The 16,576-nt window shown below is 72.1% G+C and carries 14 protein-coding genes and 1 other RNA gene; 12 read left to right on the top strand and 3 right to left on the bottom strand.

Annotation, left to right across the window (positions count from 1 at the left end):
• Positions 1-286: 286 nt before the first annotated feature.
• Positions 287-1,294 (bottom strand): 2-oxoglutarate and iron-dependent oxygenase domain-containing protein, encoded by a 1,008-nt coding sequence (locus OG974_RS17685; protein ID WP_327283664.1) that lies wholly within the window; start codon positions 1,292-1,294, stop codon positions 287-289.
• A 313-nt stretch (positions 1,295-1,607) separates the two neighbouring features.
• Between OG974_RS17685 and prfB the strand changes: the two genes are divergently transcribed.
• A complete protein-coding gene (gene prfB, locus OG974_RS17680; RefSeq protein ID WP_327283663.1) occupies positions 1,608-2,717 on the top strand; it encodes a peptide chain release factor 2 in 1,110 nt (369 codons plus the stop codon).
• A 130-nt stretch (positions 2,718-2,847) separates the two neighbouring features.
• On the opposite strand, the gene OG974_RS17675 is transcribed toward prfB, so the two are convergent.
• A complete protein-coding gene (locus OG974_RS17675) occupies positions 2,848-3,039 on the bottom strand; it encodes a hypothetical protein (protein WP_054225180.1) in 192 nt (63 codons plus the stop codon).
• Positions 3,040-3,262: 223 nt separating this feature from the next.
• Here OG974_RS17675 and ftsE point away from each other — a divergent pair, with 223 nt between their 5' ends.
• The 5 genes from ftsE (at position 3,263) to ssrA (ending at position 7,140) form a co-directional block, all read left to right on the top strand.
• Positions 3,263-3,952 (top strand): cell division ATP-binding protein FtsE, encoded by a 690-nt coding sequence (gene ftsE, locus OG974_RS17670; protein ID WP_030161344.1) that lies wholly within the window; start codon positions 3,263-3,265, stop codon positions 3,950-3,952.
• Positions 3,953-3,969: 17 nt separating this feature from the next.
• Positions 3,970-4,902: a permease-like cell division protein FtsX gene (gene ftsX / locus OG974_RS17665; protein ID WP_327283662.1), complete on the top strand. Its 933-nt coding sequence runs from the start codon at positions 3,970-3,972 to the stop codon at positions 4,900-4,902.
• A 67-nt stretch (positions 4,903-4,969) separates the two neighbouring features.
• On the top strand, positions 4,970-6,163 hold the full coding sequence (locus OG974_RS17660) for a S41 family peptidase (RefSeq protein WP_327283661.1): 1,194 nt from the start codon (positions 4,970-4,972) through the stop codon (positions 6,161-6,163).
• 18 nt (positions 6,164-6,181) lie between these two features.
• On the top strand, positions 6,182-6,667 hold the full coding sequence (gene smpB / locus OG974_RS17655) for an SsrA-binding protein SmpB (RefSeq protein WP_030161337.1): 486 nt from the start codon (positions 6,182-6,184) through the stop codon (positions 6,665-6,667).
• Positions 6,668-6,751: 84 nt separating this feature from the next.
• Positions 6,752-7,140: a transfer-messenger RNA gene (gene ssrA / locus OG974_RS17650) on the top strand.
• Positions 7,141-7,284: 144 nt separating this feature from the next.
• Here ssrA and OG974_RS17645 read toward each other — a convergent pair.
• Entirely contained in the window at positions 7,285-8,532 is a 1,248-nt protein-coding gene (locus tag OG974_RS17645; RefSeq protein WP_327283660.1) for an MFS transporter, read from the bottom strand.
• A gap of 84 nt (positions 8,533-8,616) precedes the next feature.
• Between OG974_RS17645 and OG974_RS17640 the strand changes: the two genes are divergently transcribed.
• The 6 genes from OG974_RS17640 to OG974_RS17615 all read left to right on the top strand — a co-directional run bounded on the left by OG974_RS17640 (position 8,617) and on the right by OG974_RS17615 (position 16,214).
• Positions 8,617-9,582 carry a LysR family transcriptional regulator gene (locus OG974_RS17640; protein ID WP_371643691.1) on the top strand — a complete coding sequence of 322 codons (966 nt, stop codon included), beginning with the start codon at positions 8,617-8,619 and terminating at the stop codon, positions 9,580-9,582.
• A 97-nt stretch (positions 9,583-9,679) separates the two neighbouring features.
• Positions 9,680-11,050, top strand: a complete 1,371-nt coding sequence (locus OG974_RS17635; RefSeq protein ID WP_327283658.1) for a nitrate/nitrite transporter — start codon at positions 9,680-9,682, stop codon at positions 11,048-11,050.
• Positions 11,051-11,176: 126 nt separating this feature from the next.
• On the top strand, positions 11,177-12,343 hold the full coding sequence (locus tag OG974_RS17630; protein ID WP_327283657.1) for a uroporphyrinogen-III synthase: 1,167 nt from the start codon (positions 11,177-11,179) through the stop codon (positions 12,341-12,343).
• A 284-nt stretch (positions 12,344-12,627) separates the two neighbouring features.
• A complete protein-coding gene (locus OG974_RS17625) occupies positions 12,628-13,152 on the top strand; it encodes a GNAT family N-acetyltransferase (protein ID WP_371646843.1) in 525 nt (174 codons plus the stop codon).
• Positions 13,153-13,244: 92 nt separating this feature from the next.
• The gene (locus OG974_RS17620; RefSeq protein WP_327283656.1) at positions 13,245-13,814 is read left to right on the top strand and encodes a CGNR zinc finger domain-containing protein; all 570 of its coding nucleotides are present in this window, start codon (positions 13,245-13,247) and stop codon (positions 13,812-13,814) included.
• A gap of 93 nt (positions 13,815-13,907) precedes the next feature.
• Positions 13,908-16,214 carry a UvrD-helicase domain-containing protein gene (locus OG974_RS17615; protein WP_371643687.1) on the top strand — a complete coding sequence of 769 codons (2,307 nt, stop codon included), beginning with the start codon at positions 13,908-13,910 and terminating at the stop codon, positions 16,212-16,214.
• Positions 16,215-16,576 lie beyond the last annotated feature (362 nt).

The following is a 16,576-nucleotide window of genomic DNA, read 5'->3' as shown; positions in this document are numbered from 1 at the left end:
GGCCGAACCCGTAGCCGTGGGGGACTGAACGCCGGCCCTCGCCCCTGGCGGAGCGTGCGTCGGCTCCTCGCCCCCGGCGAAGCCGAACCCGTAGCCATCGGGGACTGAACGCTGGCCCCCGCCCCCGGCGAAGTCGAACCGGTGCCGCGGGGGGTTGAACGCCGGCCCCCCGCCTCCGGCGGAGCGTGCGTCGGCTACCCGCCCTCGGTGCAGCGGCAGCGGCAGCGGCAGCCGTTGGCGGCCGGGGCCCGGGCCGGGGTGGGAGCGCGTGTGGGTTCTGGCGGGGCTATGCGCCGGCGGCGATCAGTTCCGGGTGCCAGCGGCGGGCCACCGCCGGGTGGGCCCGGGTCCAGCCCTTGAGCTCGTTGCGCCCGTACTCGGCGTGCAGCGGGTTCGACGCGTCGTGGGCCACCCCGGGCGCGGAGCGCAGGTACTCGCCGGGAACCGTCTCCACCACCGCGTCCAGCCGCGGGTTGTAGAAGAACGGCACCGAGTACCGCTCCACCGCCCCCGGCGGGCTGACCACGCGGTGGTCCGTCGCCACCAGGTAGCCCTCCGTCGCGATCTCCAGCAGCTCGCCCAGGTTGACCACGAACGCCCCCGGCATCGGCGGGATGTCCAGGAACCCGTCGCCCTGGCGCACCTGGAGGCCGCCCACCGAGTCCTGGAGCAGCAGCGTCAGGAACCCGTAGTCCTTGTGGGCCCCGACCCCCTGGTCGGCGCCGGACGGGGCGGAGCCCGGGTAGCGGATCAGCTTCGTGTGCAGGTGCGGCCGATCCGCGAACGCCGCGTCGAAGAAGTCGGAGGGGGCGCCGATCGAGGCCAGCAGCTCCTGCAGCAGGCGGTGGGCCACCGCGGCCAGCCGGGACTGCCACTCCAGCACCACCGGCCGCAGGTCCGGCAGGGCCTGCGGCCACTGGTTCGGGCCCTCCAGCCACAGGTACGGCGGGTCGTCGGGCCCCACCACCGGCGCCGGGCGCTCGGCGCCGACGTCCAGCTGGTCGCGCCAGTCGGAGGCGCCGCCGGTCAGCTCGTGGCCGATGCGGGTGTAGCCGCGGAAGTGCGGCGAGTTCAGATTGCTCACGGAGAGCCGGTCGGCCTCCGGCAGGGCGAAGAAGGCCCTGGTCAGCTCAAGGATGCGAGCGGTCTCCGCATCGGTGATGCCGTGTCCGGTGAGGTGCAGGAAACCGGTGTCCCGGGCTGCCGCGTGCAGCTCCTTCAGGAAATCGGCCCGCAGGGTCGGATCGTCGGCCTGGGAGAGGTCGATGACAGGGAGGGTGTGCGCGGACGGCATGACGGCTCCGTTTCGGATGTCACGGGGTCCTGTTCCCCAGAGGTGTCGGGGCAGCGGGTGGGGAGGGCCGCCGGCAGGGATGGCGCCGGAGCCGCTTGGGCCGCGTACAGGACCAAGTCGGATCGGGGTGGATCAGGCTTGGGGATGGTCCGGCGGCAGACAGCTCGTCGTCGTGACACGCATGTGGTCCACATGGCGGCGCTTGACGAGGAGGAGAGTCATACCGTGAGCGTACGCCCGTTCCCCCGGTCATCAGAACGGGTGATCCGGCCTGCCCGGACAGCGCCGCCCGCGGACCGGCTACGCTGGACCCGTGGCAGTCGTCGATGTTTCCGAAGAGCTGAAGTCCCTCTCCTCGACCATGGGGTCGATCGAGGCCGTCCTGGACCTCGACAAGCTGAGGGCAGATATCGCCGTGCTTGAGGAGCAGGCCGCCGCGCCGTCCCTGTGGGACGACCCGGAGGCCGCCCAGAAGATCACGAGCAAGCTTTCGCACCTCCAGGCCGAGGTCCGCAAGACCGAGACCCTGCGCGGCCGCATCGACGACCTCGCGGTGCTGTTCGACCTCGCCCAGGAGATGGACGACGCGGACACCCTCGCCGAGGCCGAGACCGAGCTGGTCTCCGTCCGCAAGGCGTTGGACGAGATGGAGGTCCGCACCCTGCTCTCCGGCGAGTACGCCGAGCGCGAGGCGCTGGTCAACATCCGCGCCGAGGCCGGCGGCGTCGACGCCTCCGACTTCGCCGAGCGCCTCCAGCGCATGTACCTGCGCTGGGCCGAACGGCACGGCTATGCCACCGAGATCTACGAGACCTCGTACGCGGAAGAGGCCGGCATCAAGTCGACCACCTTCGTCGTCAAGGCCCCGTACGCCTACGGCACGCTCTCGGTCGAGCAGGGCACCCACCGCCTCGTGCGCATCTCGCCCTTCGACAACCAGGGCCGCCGCCAGACCTCCTTCGCGGGCGTCGAGGTGCTGCCGGTCGTCGAGACCAGCGACCACGTCGAGATCGACGAGACCGAGCTGCGCGTCGACGTGTACCGCGCCTCCGGCCCCGGAGGCCAGGGCGTCAACACGACCGACTCGGCGGTGCGCATCACGCACCTCCCGACCGGCATCGTCGTCTCCTGCCAGAACGAGCGCTCGCAGATCCAGAACAAGGCCAGCGCCATGAACGTCCTCCAGGCCAAGCTGCTGGAGCGGCGCCGCCAGGAGGAGCAGGCCAGGATGGACGCCCTCAAGGACGGTGGCAGCTCCTGGGGCAACCAGATGCGGTCCTACGTCCTGCACCCGTACCAGATGGTCAAGGACCTGCGGACGGAGTTCGAGGTCGGCAACCCGCAGGCGGTCCTCGACGGTGAGATCGACGGCTTCCTGGAGGCCGGGATCCGCTGGCGCAAGCAGCAGGAGCAGACCGCGTAACGCGCAGAGCACGTACGAAGGCCCGGACACCGCAGGTGTCCGGGCCTTCGCTTTCCTCCGCATGGACGCCGTCATCGGAACGCCCTGATCGGACGCCGTGATCGAGATGCCGTGATCGGGACGTGAGAGGCTACGCCGTCTGCTGGGCCACCAGGGCCAGGGCTGCCACCAGGACCACCAGGAGCACGATGAGCGCCATGGGATTCAGGCCGGCGAAGGGGCCCTCCTGCTGGAGGCGCTCCCGGTTCGCCCGGCACACCGGGCAGCGGCCCTGGCTGACGGGCGCGGCGCAGTTCGCGCACACGAGCCGGTCGTAAGTCATGCGCTCTCCTCCTTCCGTCCCCTTGAACAACGCTTGAAGGAACGACTACGTTCCCCTACCACTGTGCCAGCTCCAGCGACATTCGGCGCGGCCCGTCCGGGCAATCGTGCACCGTACCCCCCGGACCAGGGGATATATCGGGCAACTCCGGACGCGGGGCCCCCACCCCCCGCCCGTTCGCGTATGGTCACGCACACCTACTCCCGGCGACCGTGGTGCACCCGTGATCCGATTCGACAACGTCTCCAAGTCCTACCCGAAGCAGAACCGCCCCGCACTCAGAGATGTCTCGCTGGACATCGCGAAGGGCGAGTTCGTCTTCCTGGTCGGCTCCTCCGGCTCCGGCAAGTCCACCTTCCTGCGGCTCGTCCTGCGCGAGGAACGGGCGAGCCACGGCCAGGTCCACGTCCTCGGCAAGGACCTCGCCAAGCTCTCCAACTGGAAGGTGCCGCAGATGCGCCGCCAGCTGGGGACCGTGTTCCAGGACTTCCGTCTCCTCCCCAACAAGACCGTGGCCGAGAACGTCGCCTTCGCCCAGGAGGTCATCGGCAAGCCCCGGGGCGAGATCCGCAAGGCCGTCCCGCAGGTCCTGGAGCTCGTGGGCCTCGGCGGCAAGGAGGACCGCATGCCCGGCGAGCTCTCCGGCGGTGAGCAGCAGCGCGTGGCCATCGCCCGCGCCTTCGTCAACCGGCCGGCCCTCCTGATCGCGGACGAGCCCACCGGCAACCTCGACCCGCAGACCTCGGTCGGCATCATGAAGCTGCTGGACCGGATCAACCGGACCGGCACCACCGTGATCATGGCCACCCACGACCAGCAGATCGTGGACCAGATGCGCAAGCGCGTCATCGAACTCGAACAGGGCCGACTCGTGCGCGACCAGTCGCGCGGCGTCTACGGCTACCAGCACTGAAAGGCCCTTGAGACGTCATGCGCGCCCAGTTCGTCATGTCGGAGATCGGCGTCGGTCTCCGCCGCAATCTCACCATGACCTTCGCGGTCATCATCTCCGTGGCCCTGTCGCTGGCCCTGTTCGGGGGCTCCCTGCTCATGCGCGACCAGGTGAGCGAGATGAAGGGCTACTGGTACGACAAGGTCAACGTCTCGATCTACCTCTGCAACAAGAGCGACGCCGAGGACAACGCCGAGGGCGGGAGCAAGGCCTGCGCCAAGGGCGCGGTCACTCCCGATCAGAAGCAGCAGATCGAGACCGACCTGAAGAAGATGGACCTCGTCGAGACGGTCCACTACGAGTCCTCCGACGAGGCCTACACGCACTACAAGGAGCGCTTCGGGCACACCGCGCTCGCCACGGTGGTCACCCCGGACCAGATGCCCGAATCCTTCCGGGTGAAGCTCAAGCAGCCCGAGAAGTACCAGGTCATCACCACGGCCTTCGCGGGCCGCGACGGCGTGCAGTCGGTGGAAGACCAGCACCAGGAGCTGGACAACCTCTTCACGATGCTCGGCTACCTCAACATGGCCGCCCTCGGCATCATGTTGATCATGCTGATCGTGGCCCTGCTGCTGATCGTCAACACCGTGCGCGTCTCCGCCTTCAGCCGTAGGCGGGAGACGGGGATCATGCGGCTCGTCGGCGCGTCGAGCTTCTACATCCAGGTCCCGTTCATCATGGAGGCCGCCTTCGCGGGCCTCATCGGCGCGGTGTTCGCCTGCGGCATGCTCGGCGCCGGCCAGTACTTCGTCATTGACCACGGAGCCGCGCTGCGCAGCAAGATGGAGCTGATCAACTTCATCGGCTGGGACTCCGTCCTGGCCAAGCTGCCGTTGGTGCTGGTCATCGGGGTGCTGATGCCTTCGCTGGCCGCGTTCGTCGCATTGCGCAAGTACCTGAAGGTGTGACAAGCGCCCCGTGTGAGGTCCGCTCAACCCGCCGTTCCTCCACGGGGCTTGTCCTAGACTCGGCGCCATGCCGGGTCTGCCCGCCTTCTGTCTCCGGCCCCGCGACCTGCGTCGCGGGGCCGTTTTGACGTTGGCCTTCATCGCCGCCGTGGGCACCGCGGCGGGCACCGGCTGCTGGGACCGGGCCGACGCCGCCGGCGGCGGGTTAACGGCCGCCGGTACGCAGCACCCCGCGGCCGTACCCGAGGCGCCCCGGGAGCCGGGCACCGCGGACCGCGAGGCCGTGGCCCGCGCCGCCGCCGAGGCCGCCGCCGAGGGAAAGTCCGGGAAGAAGGCCGCCCAGGAGGAGGTCAGCCGCAGCGGCGACCGCTGGGGCATGGTCTACGACCGGGGCGAGTACGCCGCCTTCACCGACGACCTCGACGGCCGCTGGACCGGCGTCGGCCTGTGGACCGAGCGCCGCCGGGACGGCCACATCGACGTCGACAAGGTCCAGCCCGACAGCCCCGCCGCCCGCGCCGGCCTGCGGGCCGGGGACCGCCTGCTGAGCATCGACGGCCAAGCCGTCACCGGTATGCCCGTCGGCGAAGTCGTCGCCCTGCTGCGCGGCGACGCCGGTACCCCCGTCGTCCTGCACCTCACCCGCGACGGTGCCGACCTCACCGAGACCCTCCGCCGCGAGCAGCTGCACACCGAGCCCGTGACCGTGCGGGAACTCCCGGGCGGGATCACCCTCATCAAGGTCGCCTCCTTCACCCGCGGCTCGGGCGAACAGGTCCGGGCCGCCGTCCGCGCGGCCCCGCCCGGCGCCGGCTTCATGCTGGATCTGCGCGGCAATCCGGGCGGCCTGGTCACCGAGGCCGTGACGGCCGCCTCCGCGTTCCTGGACGGCGGCCTGGTCGCCACGTACGACGTACGGGGCGACCAGCGCGCCCTGTACGCCGGCCCGGGCGGGGACACCGCCAGACCCCTGGTGGCGCTGGTCGACGGCGGCACGATGAGCGCGGCGGAGCTGGTGACGGGCGCCCTGCAGGACCGCGGGCGCGCGGTGGCGGTGGGCACGCGGACCTTCGGCAAGGGCTCGGTGCAGATGCCGACGCAACTCCCGGACGGCTCGGTGGCGGAGCTGACGGTCGGCACGTACCGCACCCCGGCGGGCCGCAGCCTCGACGGCAACGGCATCACCCCGGACCTGGCGGCGGGCGACGGCGTCGAGGAACGGGCGCGAGCGGTATTGGGTGGCCTCGGGGTGGGGTCGTAGTGCGAAAATGACTGCACTATGGCTAAGGAAAAAGGGCGCAAGCTGATCGCCCAGAACAAGAAGGCGCGGCACGACTACACGATCATCGACACCTACGAGTGCGGCCTCGTGCTCACGGGTACCGAGGTCAAGTCCCTGCGCCAGGGCCGGGCCTCGCTGGTGGACGGGTTCGTGTCGGTGGAGAGCGGCGAGGCCTGGCTCTACAACGTGCACGTGCCGGAGTACAGCCAGGGCACCTGGACCAACCACAGCGCCCGCCGCAAGCGCAAGCTCCTGCTGCACCGCGAGGAGATCGACAAGCTGGACTCGAAGACCGGCGAGACGGGCAACACGATCGTGCCGCTCTCGCTGTACTTCAAGGACGGCCGGGCGAAGGTCGAGATCGCGCTGGCGAAGGGCAAGAAGGAGTACGACAAGCGCCAGGCGCTGCGCGAGAAGCAGGACACGCGCGAGACGAACCGGGTGATCTCGGCCGTGAAGCGCAAGGAGCGAGGTCAGCTGTAATCTCCTGGCATCCCGTGGTCCACTTCGCGTACCATGGCGTCAGCACCGCCCCTTCGGGGTCGGAGCAGCTTGTAAACAAAACATGGGGATGATCGGTTTCGACAGCGGATGTCGATGCAGGGGAAGCGAGCCGAGGAAGCGGCAATGATCTCGCTAACCACATGTCGCAAAAAATAATCGCCAACTCCAAGAGCGATAACTCCCGCTTCACCCTCGCTGCCTAATAACAGTGAGCTGAAGCCTCTGTGAGGAGCGTCAGCCCGGAAGTGGTCCCGGTCCGGATCCTGGCGTCAATTAGGGATCTAAACCTCTAGCCCCGGTCACGGGGGTTGGAGGGAAACCAAACAGTGACTGAGCCCGTCGGAGACTTGTCCGTGTGATCTCCGGGGCCGAGAAAAGCGCAGCGGACTGCGCTCGGAGAAGCCCTGCTTCTGCACCGTTGGACGCGGGTTCGATTCCCGCCATCTCCACTCATCCCATGTGGGCGAAGGCCCCGCGGCCGTCAGGCAGCGGGGCCTTCGTCATGTCTGCGGGGCGGCTAGAGGATGCGGTGGGTCTCGCGGCGGTGGCCGACGGCCACGACAGGTGGACCGACCGCCTCCTGCCAGGGGCCGGATCTACGCTACGGGCGTGGGGCGGCGGATGCTGCCCACGAGGAGGGCCAGGAGGGCTGCCGCGGCCGGGAGGGCGTAGGGGGTGGTGGGGCCCAGGTGGTCCACCAGGGAGCCCGCCGTGGCCGAGCCCAGGGAGATGCCCGCGAAGATGGCGGTGACCGCCAGGGTCATGCCCTCGTTGAGGCGGCCCTGCGGGGTGGCCGCATGGATGCCGGACATCGCCGTGACCATCGTCGGAGCCGTGGCCATGCCCGCCAGGAGCAGGGCGAGGGCCAGGAGGGCGAGCGAGCCGGTTGCGGCGGCCGCCCAGGGGAGGGTCATCGCGAGGGACAGTGCGAGCAGGCAGGTCCGCAGGCTGCGCGGGCGCAGGGCGCCGTAGAGCAGGCCCGCCGCGCAGGAGCCCGCCGCCTGGAGGGCCAGGACCAGCCCGGTGGCGGCGCCCAGGCCCTGCGCGTCGAGGTGGGCGATCGAGGTGACCTCCATCGAGCCGAACAGCACGCCCAGCGGGAGGAAGAGCGCCAGGAGGGGCAACACCGCGCGGAACGGGGAGGTGCCGTGCCGGGGCGCCGACACCGGGGGCTCCGTGGCGCGTTGGGACGTGAACAGCAGCATGCCGGTGAGGAGCAGTGCGGCCGCCGTGAGGGTGCCCGCCTCCGGGAAGACGGCCGAGCAGAGGAACGCCGCCACCACCGGGCCGCACATGTAACAGAGCTCGTCGGCGGCCTGCTCGAACGACATCGCCGTGTGGTGCGCGGCGGGGGCGCCGCGCAGCAGGTGCGTCCAGCGGGCCCGGGACATGCCGCCGATGTTGGGGGTGGTCGCGGTGGCGGCGTAGCAGGCGAACAGGGTCCAGGCCGGGGCCTGCGCACGGACGCAGAGGATCAGCCCCACCGAGCCGAGCACCGCGATCAGCGTCGCGGGGACGGCGATCCGGGCCTGGCCGTACCGGTCGACCAGGCGGGCGGTCCACGGCGCCACCAGCGCGGTGGCGGCCAGCCCGGTGGCGGTGACCGCGCCGGCGAGGGCGTACGAGCCGCGCTGGCCCGCGATCATCATCACTGCGCTGATGCCGAACATGCCCATGGGGAGGCGGGCGATGAGGTTTCCGGCGGTGAAGGCGCGCGTGCCGGGCAGGGCGAACAGGCGCGCGTACGGGCCCGGCACGCGGGCCGTCCGCCGGCGCGGAGCGGGGGCGAAGACGAGGGTGGAGCCGGTCACGGTCATCAGCGGGGCGGAGGTGGTCTGCGGCATGGTCCAAGGCTCCGGCTCCCGGTGCCCGGGCGTCCAACACCTGTTCCGGAGCCATTCACGCGTCCCCGTTGTTAGTCTGCTCGGGTGAATCCCCGTGATGTGGAACCCCGGCTGCTGCGCGGGTTCGTCGCCGTGGCCGAGGAACTGCACTTCACCCGAGCCGCCGCCCGCCTGTACGTCGCCCAGCAGGCGCTGAGCCGGGACGTACGACGCCTCGAAGCAGCCCTGGGAGCAGGGCTGTTCGTCCGTACGACCCGCGCCGTCGAGCTGACCGCCGACGGGGAGCGGCTGCTGCCCCTGGCCCGCCGGGTGCTGGCCGCGCACGAGGCCCTCGCCGCCGCCTTCGCCGGCCCGCGGGCGCTCCTCGTCGACCTGAACACCGACGGGCCCAGCACCGCCCGCACGGTGCTGGAGCGGGCCCGGGAACTCGCCCCGGACTGCGAGCTGATGGCCCGCTTCGAGAGCGGGCTGACGCACGCCGCCGCCGAGGTCGCCGCCGGGCGCCTGGACGTGTCCTTCGGATACGCGCACGGCCTGGACCCGGCGCTGCGGGGCCGCCTCGCGCACCGGCCGGTGCGCAACGAGCCGCTCGCCGTGCTGCTGCCCGAAGGCCATCCGCTGGCCGCGCTGGCAGCCGTACCCCTGGACGCGCTGGCCGGGGAGACCGTGTACGCCGGGGCCGGCAACCCGCGGACCCTGGAGTGGACCGGGCTCGCCCGCGAGCTGTTCGCCGGACGCGGGATCGCCCTGGCGCCGCCCGCGCCCGTGGCCGTCGGGAAGGACGAGTTCCGCCGGGTCATGGCCAAGACCCGCAATCCGGTGCTGGTGACGGTGGACTTCCTCGACCTGCCCGGCAGCGTGAAGCGGCCCCTGGTCGACCCGGTGCCGCTGTCCCCGCTGTCGATGGTGTGGCGCAAGGGCTTCGACCACCCCGGACTCGACGCCCTGCACCGGGCGGCGGCCGCGACCGCCGCCGAGTGCGGCTGGCTGGACGTGCCCCCGGCGAGCTGGCGGCCCGCCGCGCTCACAGGAGCCCCCGGCAGCGGGTGAGTGCAAGGTTTCCCACCGGTCATCCGGCGGGGACCGGGGCCGAAACGCGCCGTTCCTACCGTCGTCACCACGGACGCGACAGCTGTGGAGGCGTGTGATGACCAGTACGACCGCACCGCGCAAGGGGGGCCGCTGGATCGAGCGGTGGGAACCCGAGGACGAGACGTTCTGGAAGGAGGGCGGGGAGCGCATCGCCCGCCGGAACCTGCTCTACTCCGTGCTCAGCGAGCACGTCGGGTTCTCCATCTGGTCCCTGTGGTCGGTGATGGTCCTCTTCATGGGCCCCGCGTACGGGATCGACCCGGCCGGGAAGTTCTTCCTCATCGGGACCGCCACCTTCGTCGGCGCCCTCGTCCGGGTGCCGTACACCTTCGCCGTCGCCCGCTTCGGCGGACGCAACTGGACCGTCGTCAGCGCCCTGCTGCTGCTCGCGCCCACCACGGCCGCCCTGGTCGTCATGGAGCCGGGAACCCCGTACCCCGTCTTCCTGGCCGTGGCCGCGCTGACGGGCGTGGGCGGCGGGAACTTCGCCTCCTCCATGACCAACATCAACGCCTTCTTCCCCCTGCGCAAGAAGGGGTGGGCGCTCGGCCTGAACGCCGGCGGCGGCAACATCGGCGTGCCCGTCGTGCAGCTCGTCGCCCTGCTCGTCATCGGGACCGCCGGGGCCGGGCACCCCAGGCTGCTGCTGGGGATCTACCTGCCGCTGGTCGTGGCCGCGGCCGCGCTGGCCCTGCTACGCATGGACAACCTGGCGCCCGTACGGAGCGACACCGGGGCCGTCCGCGAGGCGGTCCGCGAGGCCCACACCTGGATCATGGCCTTCCTCTACATCGGCACGTTCGGGTCCTTCATCGGCTACAGCTTCGCCTTCGGGCTCGTACTCCAGACCCAGTTCGGCCGCACCCCGCTCCAGGCGGCCTCGCTCACCTTCGTCGGGCCGCTCCTCGGCTCGCTGATCCGGCCCGTCGGCGGCGCCCTCGCGGACCGGTTCGGCGGTGCGCGGATCACCCTCGCGACCTTCGTGGCCATGGCCGCCGCGACCGGCGTCGTCATCTACGCCTCGGGCCGGGAGTCGCTGCCCGTCTTCCTCACCGGTTTCGTGGCCCTGTTCGCGCTGAGCGGGCTCGGCAACGGCTCCACGTACAAGATGATCCCCGGCATCTTCCAGGCCAAGGCACTGGCCCGGGGCATGGGCGGCGAAGCCGCCGCCGCGTACGGGCGCCGGCTGTCCGGGGCCGCCATGGGACTCATCGGCGCGATCGGCGCCCTCGGCGGACTCGGCATCAACCTGGCCTTCCGGGAGGCGTTCTCGACCTCCGGATCCGGGACGGCCGCCTTCGTCACCTTCCTCGGCTTCTACGCGGCGTGCTGCGCGGTGACGTGGGCGGTATACCTTCGCCGGCCGGCCCCCGCGGTGCTCCCGGCAGCCGGGTCCGAAGCGAAGCCGCAGCTCACCTCGGTGTAACGGCGGTTTACGGACACGAAATACGACGGAACCGAGCCTGACACGCCGACTTGACAGGCTCGGTCCCGTTCGCGTGACACGTGATGGCGCGATGCGATACCGACCCACTGGGCAAGGCAGGTCACCATGGACGACACGCACACCCCCGACGGACCCGCCAAGCCGACGGCGGGCCCGCTGGCGGGATTCACCGTGGGGGTCACCGCAGCCCGGCGCGCGGACGAGCTGATCGCCCTGCTGCGCCGGCGGGGCGCCACCGTCCTGCACGCCCCGGCCCTGCGGATCGTGCCGCTGGCCGACGACAGCGAACTCCTCGCCGCCACCAAGGACCTGATCCACTGCGCGCCCGACACGGTCGTCGCCACCACCGCCATCGGATTCCGCGGATGGATCGAAGCCGCCGACGGATGGGGGATCGGCGAGGAGCTGCTGGCACGGCTGCGGGCCGCCGAACTGCTGGCGCGCGGGCCGAAGGTCAAGGGCGCCGTCCGGGCCGCCGGGCTCGTGGAGACCTGGTCCCCGGACTCGGAGTCCCTCGCCGAGGTGCTCGACCGGATGCTCGCTGCCGGGGTCGCCGGGCGGCGCATCGCGCTCCAGCTGCACGGGGAACCCCTGCCCGGGTTCGTCGAGGCGCTGCGGGCCGGCGGGGCCGAGGTGGTCGTGGTCCCCGTGTACCGGTGGATGGCCCCTGAGGACCTCGGGCCGCTGGACCGGCTGCTGGACGCGGTGGCCGTCGGCGCGGTCGACGCGGTGAGCTTCACCTCCGCCCCGGCGGCGGCCTCGCTGCTGACCCGGGCGGAGCAGAGGGGGGTGCGGGAGGCGGTGCTGGAGGGGCTTCGGGGGGACGTGCTGTCGGCGTGCGTGGGACCGGTGACGGCGCTGCCGCTGCAGGCGGCCGGGGTGGACACCGTGCAGCCCGAGCGGTTCCGGCTGGGACCGCTGGTACAGCTGCTGTGCCAGGAACTGCCGGGACGGGCCCGGGTGCTGCCCGTGGCGGGACACCGGGTGGAGATCCGGGGGCACGCGGTGCTCGTGGACGAGGAGCTGCGGCCCGTGCCGCCGGCCGGGATGGCCCTGCTGCGGGCACTGGCGCGCAGGCCCGGATGGGTGGTGGCGCGGTCGGAGCTGCTGCGGGTGCTGCCGGGGGCGGGGCGGGACGAGCACGCCGTCGAGACGGCGATGGCGCGGCTGCGGGGGGCGCTGGCGGTTCCGAACCTCATCCAGACGGTGGTGAAGCGGGGGTACCGGTTGGCGCTGGACGCGGGCGAATGCGGTAACGGCTCCGCCGGCTGAGCGGGGCCCGTCCGCTCGGCCGCCGATGGGGCCCGCCCCATCGGCGTCCGTGCCTGCCGTGCCTGCCGTGCCTGCCGTGCCGGGCCGGGCCGGGTCCGGTGCGGGCGGGTCGGTCGGGTGCGGCGCCGTTGCCGGGGCTCCGTCCGTCCCGGACCCTGCGCCTCGAACGCCGGCGGGGCTGGGTGTGCGCGCGGTGGACGTGGCGGGCGGGGTGGGACGCGCGGGGGCTGGATGTGGCCGGCGGGGTTGGTTAGCGTGCTCTGGTGATCATTGACGGGGTGGAGATGCGGGGCGTCGAGGTCGGGGACGCCGCCGGGCTGGCCGACACGCTGACGCGGAACCGGGCGTACATGGCGCCCTTCGAGCCGTGGCGGTCCGAGGTGTTCTTCACCAAGGAGGGGCAGGCCGCCCGCATCGCGGCGCTGCTCACCGAGCGCGACGGGGGGCGCCTCGCCCCCTACGTGCTCGTCGAGGCCGGTACGGGCACGCCCATCGGGATGATCAACCTCGGCAGCATCGCCCTCGGCCCGTTCCGCAGCGGCGGCGTCGGCTACTGGGTCGACCAGGCCTGGACCGGCAGGGGGCTGGCCACCGCCGCCCTGACGGAAGTCTGCCGGATCGCCCGCGACGAGCTCGGGCTGCACCGCGTCGAGGCCGGGACCCTGGTCGACAACCTGGCCTCGCAGCGCGTCCTGGCGAAGGCCGGGTTCGAGCAGTACGGGCTCGCCCCCGGCTACCTGCACATCGACGGCGCCTGGCGCGACCACCGCCTCTTCCAACGCCTCCTCCACGACGACCCGCCCCTCTAGCCCGACCGCAGCCCCCGTACGGGGGGTTCCGCATCGAGGCGCCGCGCGGCACTCTGAAAGGCACGCCCCTAGGCAAAGAGGCGGTGACGGGCATGTGGTTCGACTCCGGGCGGGTCTGCCTGGACCTGGTGGCCACCTTCGCCGCCCCCGCGGGCGCCGAGGAGATCCGGGACGGCGACGAGCTGCGGCTGTGGCTCGCCGGAGCCGGGCTCGTGCCCGACCGGACGCCGATCGCCCGGGTGGGCCCCGACTGGGTGGAGGCCTTCCGGGCGCTGCGCCGCGACGTGGGCAGCCTCGTACGGGCCGAGCTCGTCGGGACCGGTCCGGACGGGGGCGCGCTGGCCCGGGTCAACGCGCTGGCCGCCGGTCCACCCCCGGGACTGTGTGCCGTACAGGACCAAGAGGGTCACCTCGTACGGGAGTTGTGCGGCGGTGTGGAGTGCGGTGCGCTGCTGGCCGTCGTCGCCCGGGACGCCGTGGAACTGCTCACCGATCCCGGTGAGCGGGCCCTGCTGCGGTCCTGCGAAGGGGACGGCTGCACCCGCATCTACCTGGACACTTCGCGCGGCCACCGGCGCCGCTGGTGCTCCAGCGAGCTGTGCGGCAACCGTGAGCGGGTCGCCCGGCACCGCCGCAGGCTCCTCGCGGCCCGCCCCGGGTAGTGATCTTCGCCCGGTCACCGGAACGGGCGTGCGGACACGGTGCGGATTCGCGTACGGTTGACGGTCGCCCATGCACGTCAGAAGGGGGCCTTGGTGGCCGCGCAGAATGCCGCTGTCGACAACACGGCGGATTCCGTCCGCGATCGGGAGATCGCGGTCGAGCAGACGCATCTGGACCAGGTGTACCGCCGCCTCGAAGAGAAGATCGACGAGGCCGAGTTCCTGATGAACGACGCGGCCAAGCGAGGCCAGGTCGGCACGCCCGGCGCGCTCGCCGAACGCGACGCACAGGTCTTCCGGGCGGGCATCCACCTGAACCGGCTGAACAACGAGTTCGAGGACTTCCTCTTCGGCCGGATCGACCTGGTCCTCGGCAAGGACGGGGAGCGCGGCCCCGACGGCGCGTACACCTCCGTCGAGCCGGCCGACGAGGCGATCCGCGAGGACCTCACCGCCGACATCGCCGAGACGCTCCACATCGGGCGCATCGGCGTGCTCGACGCCGACTACGCGCCGCTGGTCATCGACTGGCGGGCGCCGGCGGCCGCGCCGTTCTACCGGTCCACGCCCAAGGACCCCGGCCGGGTCGTACGGCGCCGCGTCATCCGCTCCAAGGGCCGCAAGGTGCTCGGCGTCGAGGACGACCTGATGCGCCCCGAGATCACCGCCTCCCTCGACGGCCGGGAGCTGCCCGCCATCGGCGACGGCGCCCTGATGGCCGCGCTCGGGCGGGCCCGTACGCACTCGATGCGGGACATCGTCTCCTCCATCCAGGCCGAGCAGGACATGGTGATCCGGGCCCCCGCCGCCTCGGTCGCCGAGGTCGCGGGCGGCCCCGGCACCGGCAAGACCGCCGTCGCCCTGCACCGCGCCGCCTACCTGCTCTACCAGGACCGGCGCCGCTACTCCGGCGGCATCCTGATCGTCTCGCCGACCCCGCTGCTCGTCGCGTACACCGAGGGCGTGCTGCCCTCGCTCGGCGAGGAGGGCCAGGTCGCCATCCGGGCGCTCGGCTCGCTGGTCGACGGCGCCGAGGCGACGACGTACGACGAACCGGCCGTGGCCCGCGTCAAGGGCTCCTCGCGCATGCGCAAGGTGCTCCACAAGGCCGTACGGGGCGCACTGGAACTCGGTGACGCGCCCGAGCGGCTGCGGGTCGTGGCCTTCGGCCGCCGCCAGGAGCTGGAGGCCGACGAGCTGAACCGGATCCGGCAGAACGTGCTCAGCGGCACCGCGCCGGTGAACCTGCTGCGCCCGCGCGCCCGCAAACTGCTGCTCGACGCCCTGTACGCGAGGTCCGGCGGGGCCGGCCGGCACAGCGACCCGGAACTCGCCGCCGAGCTGCGCTCCGCGTTCGACGAGGACATCTCCACCGAGGACGCGTTCATCGACTTCCTGAACGCCTGGTGGCCCGAGCTGACCCCGCGCGGGGTGCTCGCCGCGATGGCCGACGAGCGCAGGCTCGGCCGCTGGTCGCGGCGGGTCCTCAACCCGCGCGAGACCCGCCAGCTGGCCCGCTCGCTGCGCCGGGTGGGCCCGGACGGCAAGGGTCCGCTGTCGGTGCACGACGTGGCGCTGCTGGACGAGCTCCAGCTGCTGCTCGGCGCGCCGGCACGGCCCAAGCGCAAGCGGCAGCTCGACCCGCTCGATCAGTTCAGCGGGTTGGAGGAGCTGATGCCGACCCGCGAGGAGACCCAGTGGGAGCGCGCCGAGCGGATCGCGGCGGAGCGCACCGAGTACGCGCACGTGATCGTGGACGAGGCGCAGGACCTGACGCCGATGCAGTGGCGGATGGTGGGCCGCCGCGGCCGGCACGGCACGTGGACGGTGGTCGGCGACCCGGCCCAGTCTTCGTGGACGGACCCGGACGAGGCGGCCGAGGCCCGTGACGAGGCCCTGGGGTCCCGGCCGCGCCGGCGGTTCACCCTGACGGTGAACTACCGCAACCCGGCGGAGGTCGCGGAGGTCGCGGCCCGGGTGCTGCGGCTCGCGATGCCGGGCATGGAACCGCCGACGGCGGTCCGTTCCACCGGCCTGGAGCCCCGTTTCACGGCCGCCGACGGCGAGCTGGGCGCGACGGTCCGGGAGGAGACCCGGCGGCTGCTGGAGCAGGTCGACGGCACGGTCGGCGTGGTCGTGGCCATGGACCGGCGCCAGGAGGCCGCGGGCTGGCTCGCGGACCTGGGGGAGCGGGCGGTGGCGCTCGGCAGCCTGGAGGCCAAGGGCCTGGAGTACGACGCCACGGTGGTCGTCTCGCCGGCGGAGATCGCGGAAGAGTCCCCGGCGGGCCTGCGGGTGCTGTATGTGGCCCTGACCCGCGCGACGCAGCAGCTGACGGTGGTCGGTGGCGTCCGTGACGAGCCCGACGCGGACGGCGTGCCCGCCCTGTTGAGGCCGTAGCGCCGGACGGTGCGGGGCCGCGGGGGCGGTTCACCACGGGGGTCCCGGCCCGCCCAGGGCTCCGTACGACCGGATGGCCCGCGGCCACACGCGTGGTGAGAGCAGGTCAACTCCCCGGAGGGGGATCGCTTCCGGCGATCCTTTGTTAGCCTGGGTACGACACCGGCTCGATCCAAGCCCCCGGGCCCAACCTTCGTCGCTTAGAGCGACCACTTGCCGCGAGGCGAGCATGGCGGGTCGGTGTCTCAGTCGTTCGTACAGGTCCGCGCTCCTCGGATACCGAGGGGCGCGGACCTTTTTCGTAGGGGGCCACGCTTCCCCACACCTGATCTATCTCGTATGGTGGAAGTGTCTTTCCGAAA

It is taken from the genome of Streptomyces sp. NBC_00597 (assembly GCF_041431095.1).
GTDB lineage: Bacteria > Actinomycetota > Actinomycetes > Streptomycetales > Streptomycetaceae > Streptomyces.
This window is presented reverse-complemented; position numbering and strand designations above follow the sequence as displayed.

Excerpts from the sequence above, each read along its gene's own strand:
- OG974_RS17645 (WP_327283660.1), bottom strand. The coding sequence starts at position 8,532 with ATGCCGCAGACCACCTCCGCCCCGCTGATGACCGTGACCGGCTCCACC.
- OG974_RS17675 (WP_054225180.1), bottom strand. The coding sequence starts at position 3,039 with ATGACTTACGACCGGCTCGTGTGCGCGAACTGCGCCGCGCCCGTCAGC.
- OG974_RS17620 (WP_327283656.1), top strand. The coding sequence starts at position 13,245 with ATGTGGTTCGACTCCGGGCGGGTCTGCCTGGACCTGGTGGCCACCTTC.
- OG974_RS17660 (WP_327283661.1), top strand. The coding sequence starts at position 4,970 with ATGCCGGGTCTGCCCGCCTTCTGTCTCCGGCCCCGCGACCTGCGTCGC.
- OG974_RS17625 (WP_371646843.1), top strand. The coding sequence starts at position 12,628 with ATGCGGGGCGTCGAGGTCGGGGACGCCGCCGGGCTGGCCGACACGCTG.
- OG974_RS17630 (WP_327283657.1), top strand. The coding sequence starts at position 11,177 with ATGGACGACACGCACACCCCCGACGGACCCGCCAAGCCGACGGCGGGC.
- OG974_RS17685 (WP_327283664.1), bottom strand. The coding sequence starts at position 1,294 with ATGCCGTCCGCGCACACCCTCCCTGTCATCGACCTCTCCCAGGCCGAC.
- OG974_RS17635 (WP_327283658.1), top strand. The coding sequence starts at position 9,680 with ATGACCAGTACGACCGCACCGCGCAAGGGGGGCCGCTGGATCGAGCGG.
- ftsX (WP_327283662.1), top strand. The coding sequence starts at position 3,970 with ATGCGCGCCCAGTTCGTCATGTCGGAGATCGGCGTCGGTCTCCGCCGC.
- smpB (WP_030161337.1), top strand. The coding sequence starts at position 6,182 with ATGGCTAAGGAAAAAGGGCGCAAGCTGATCGCCCAGAACAAGAAGGCG.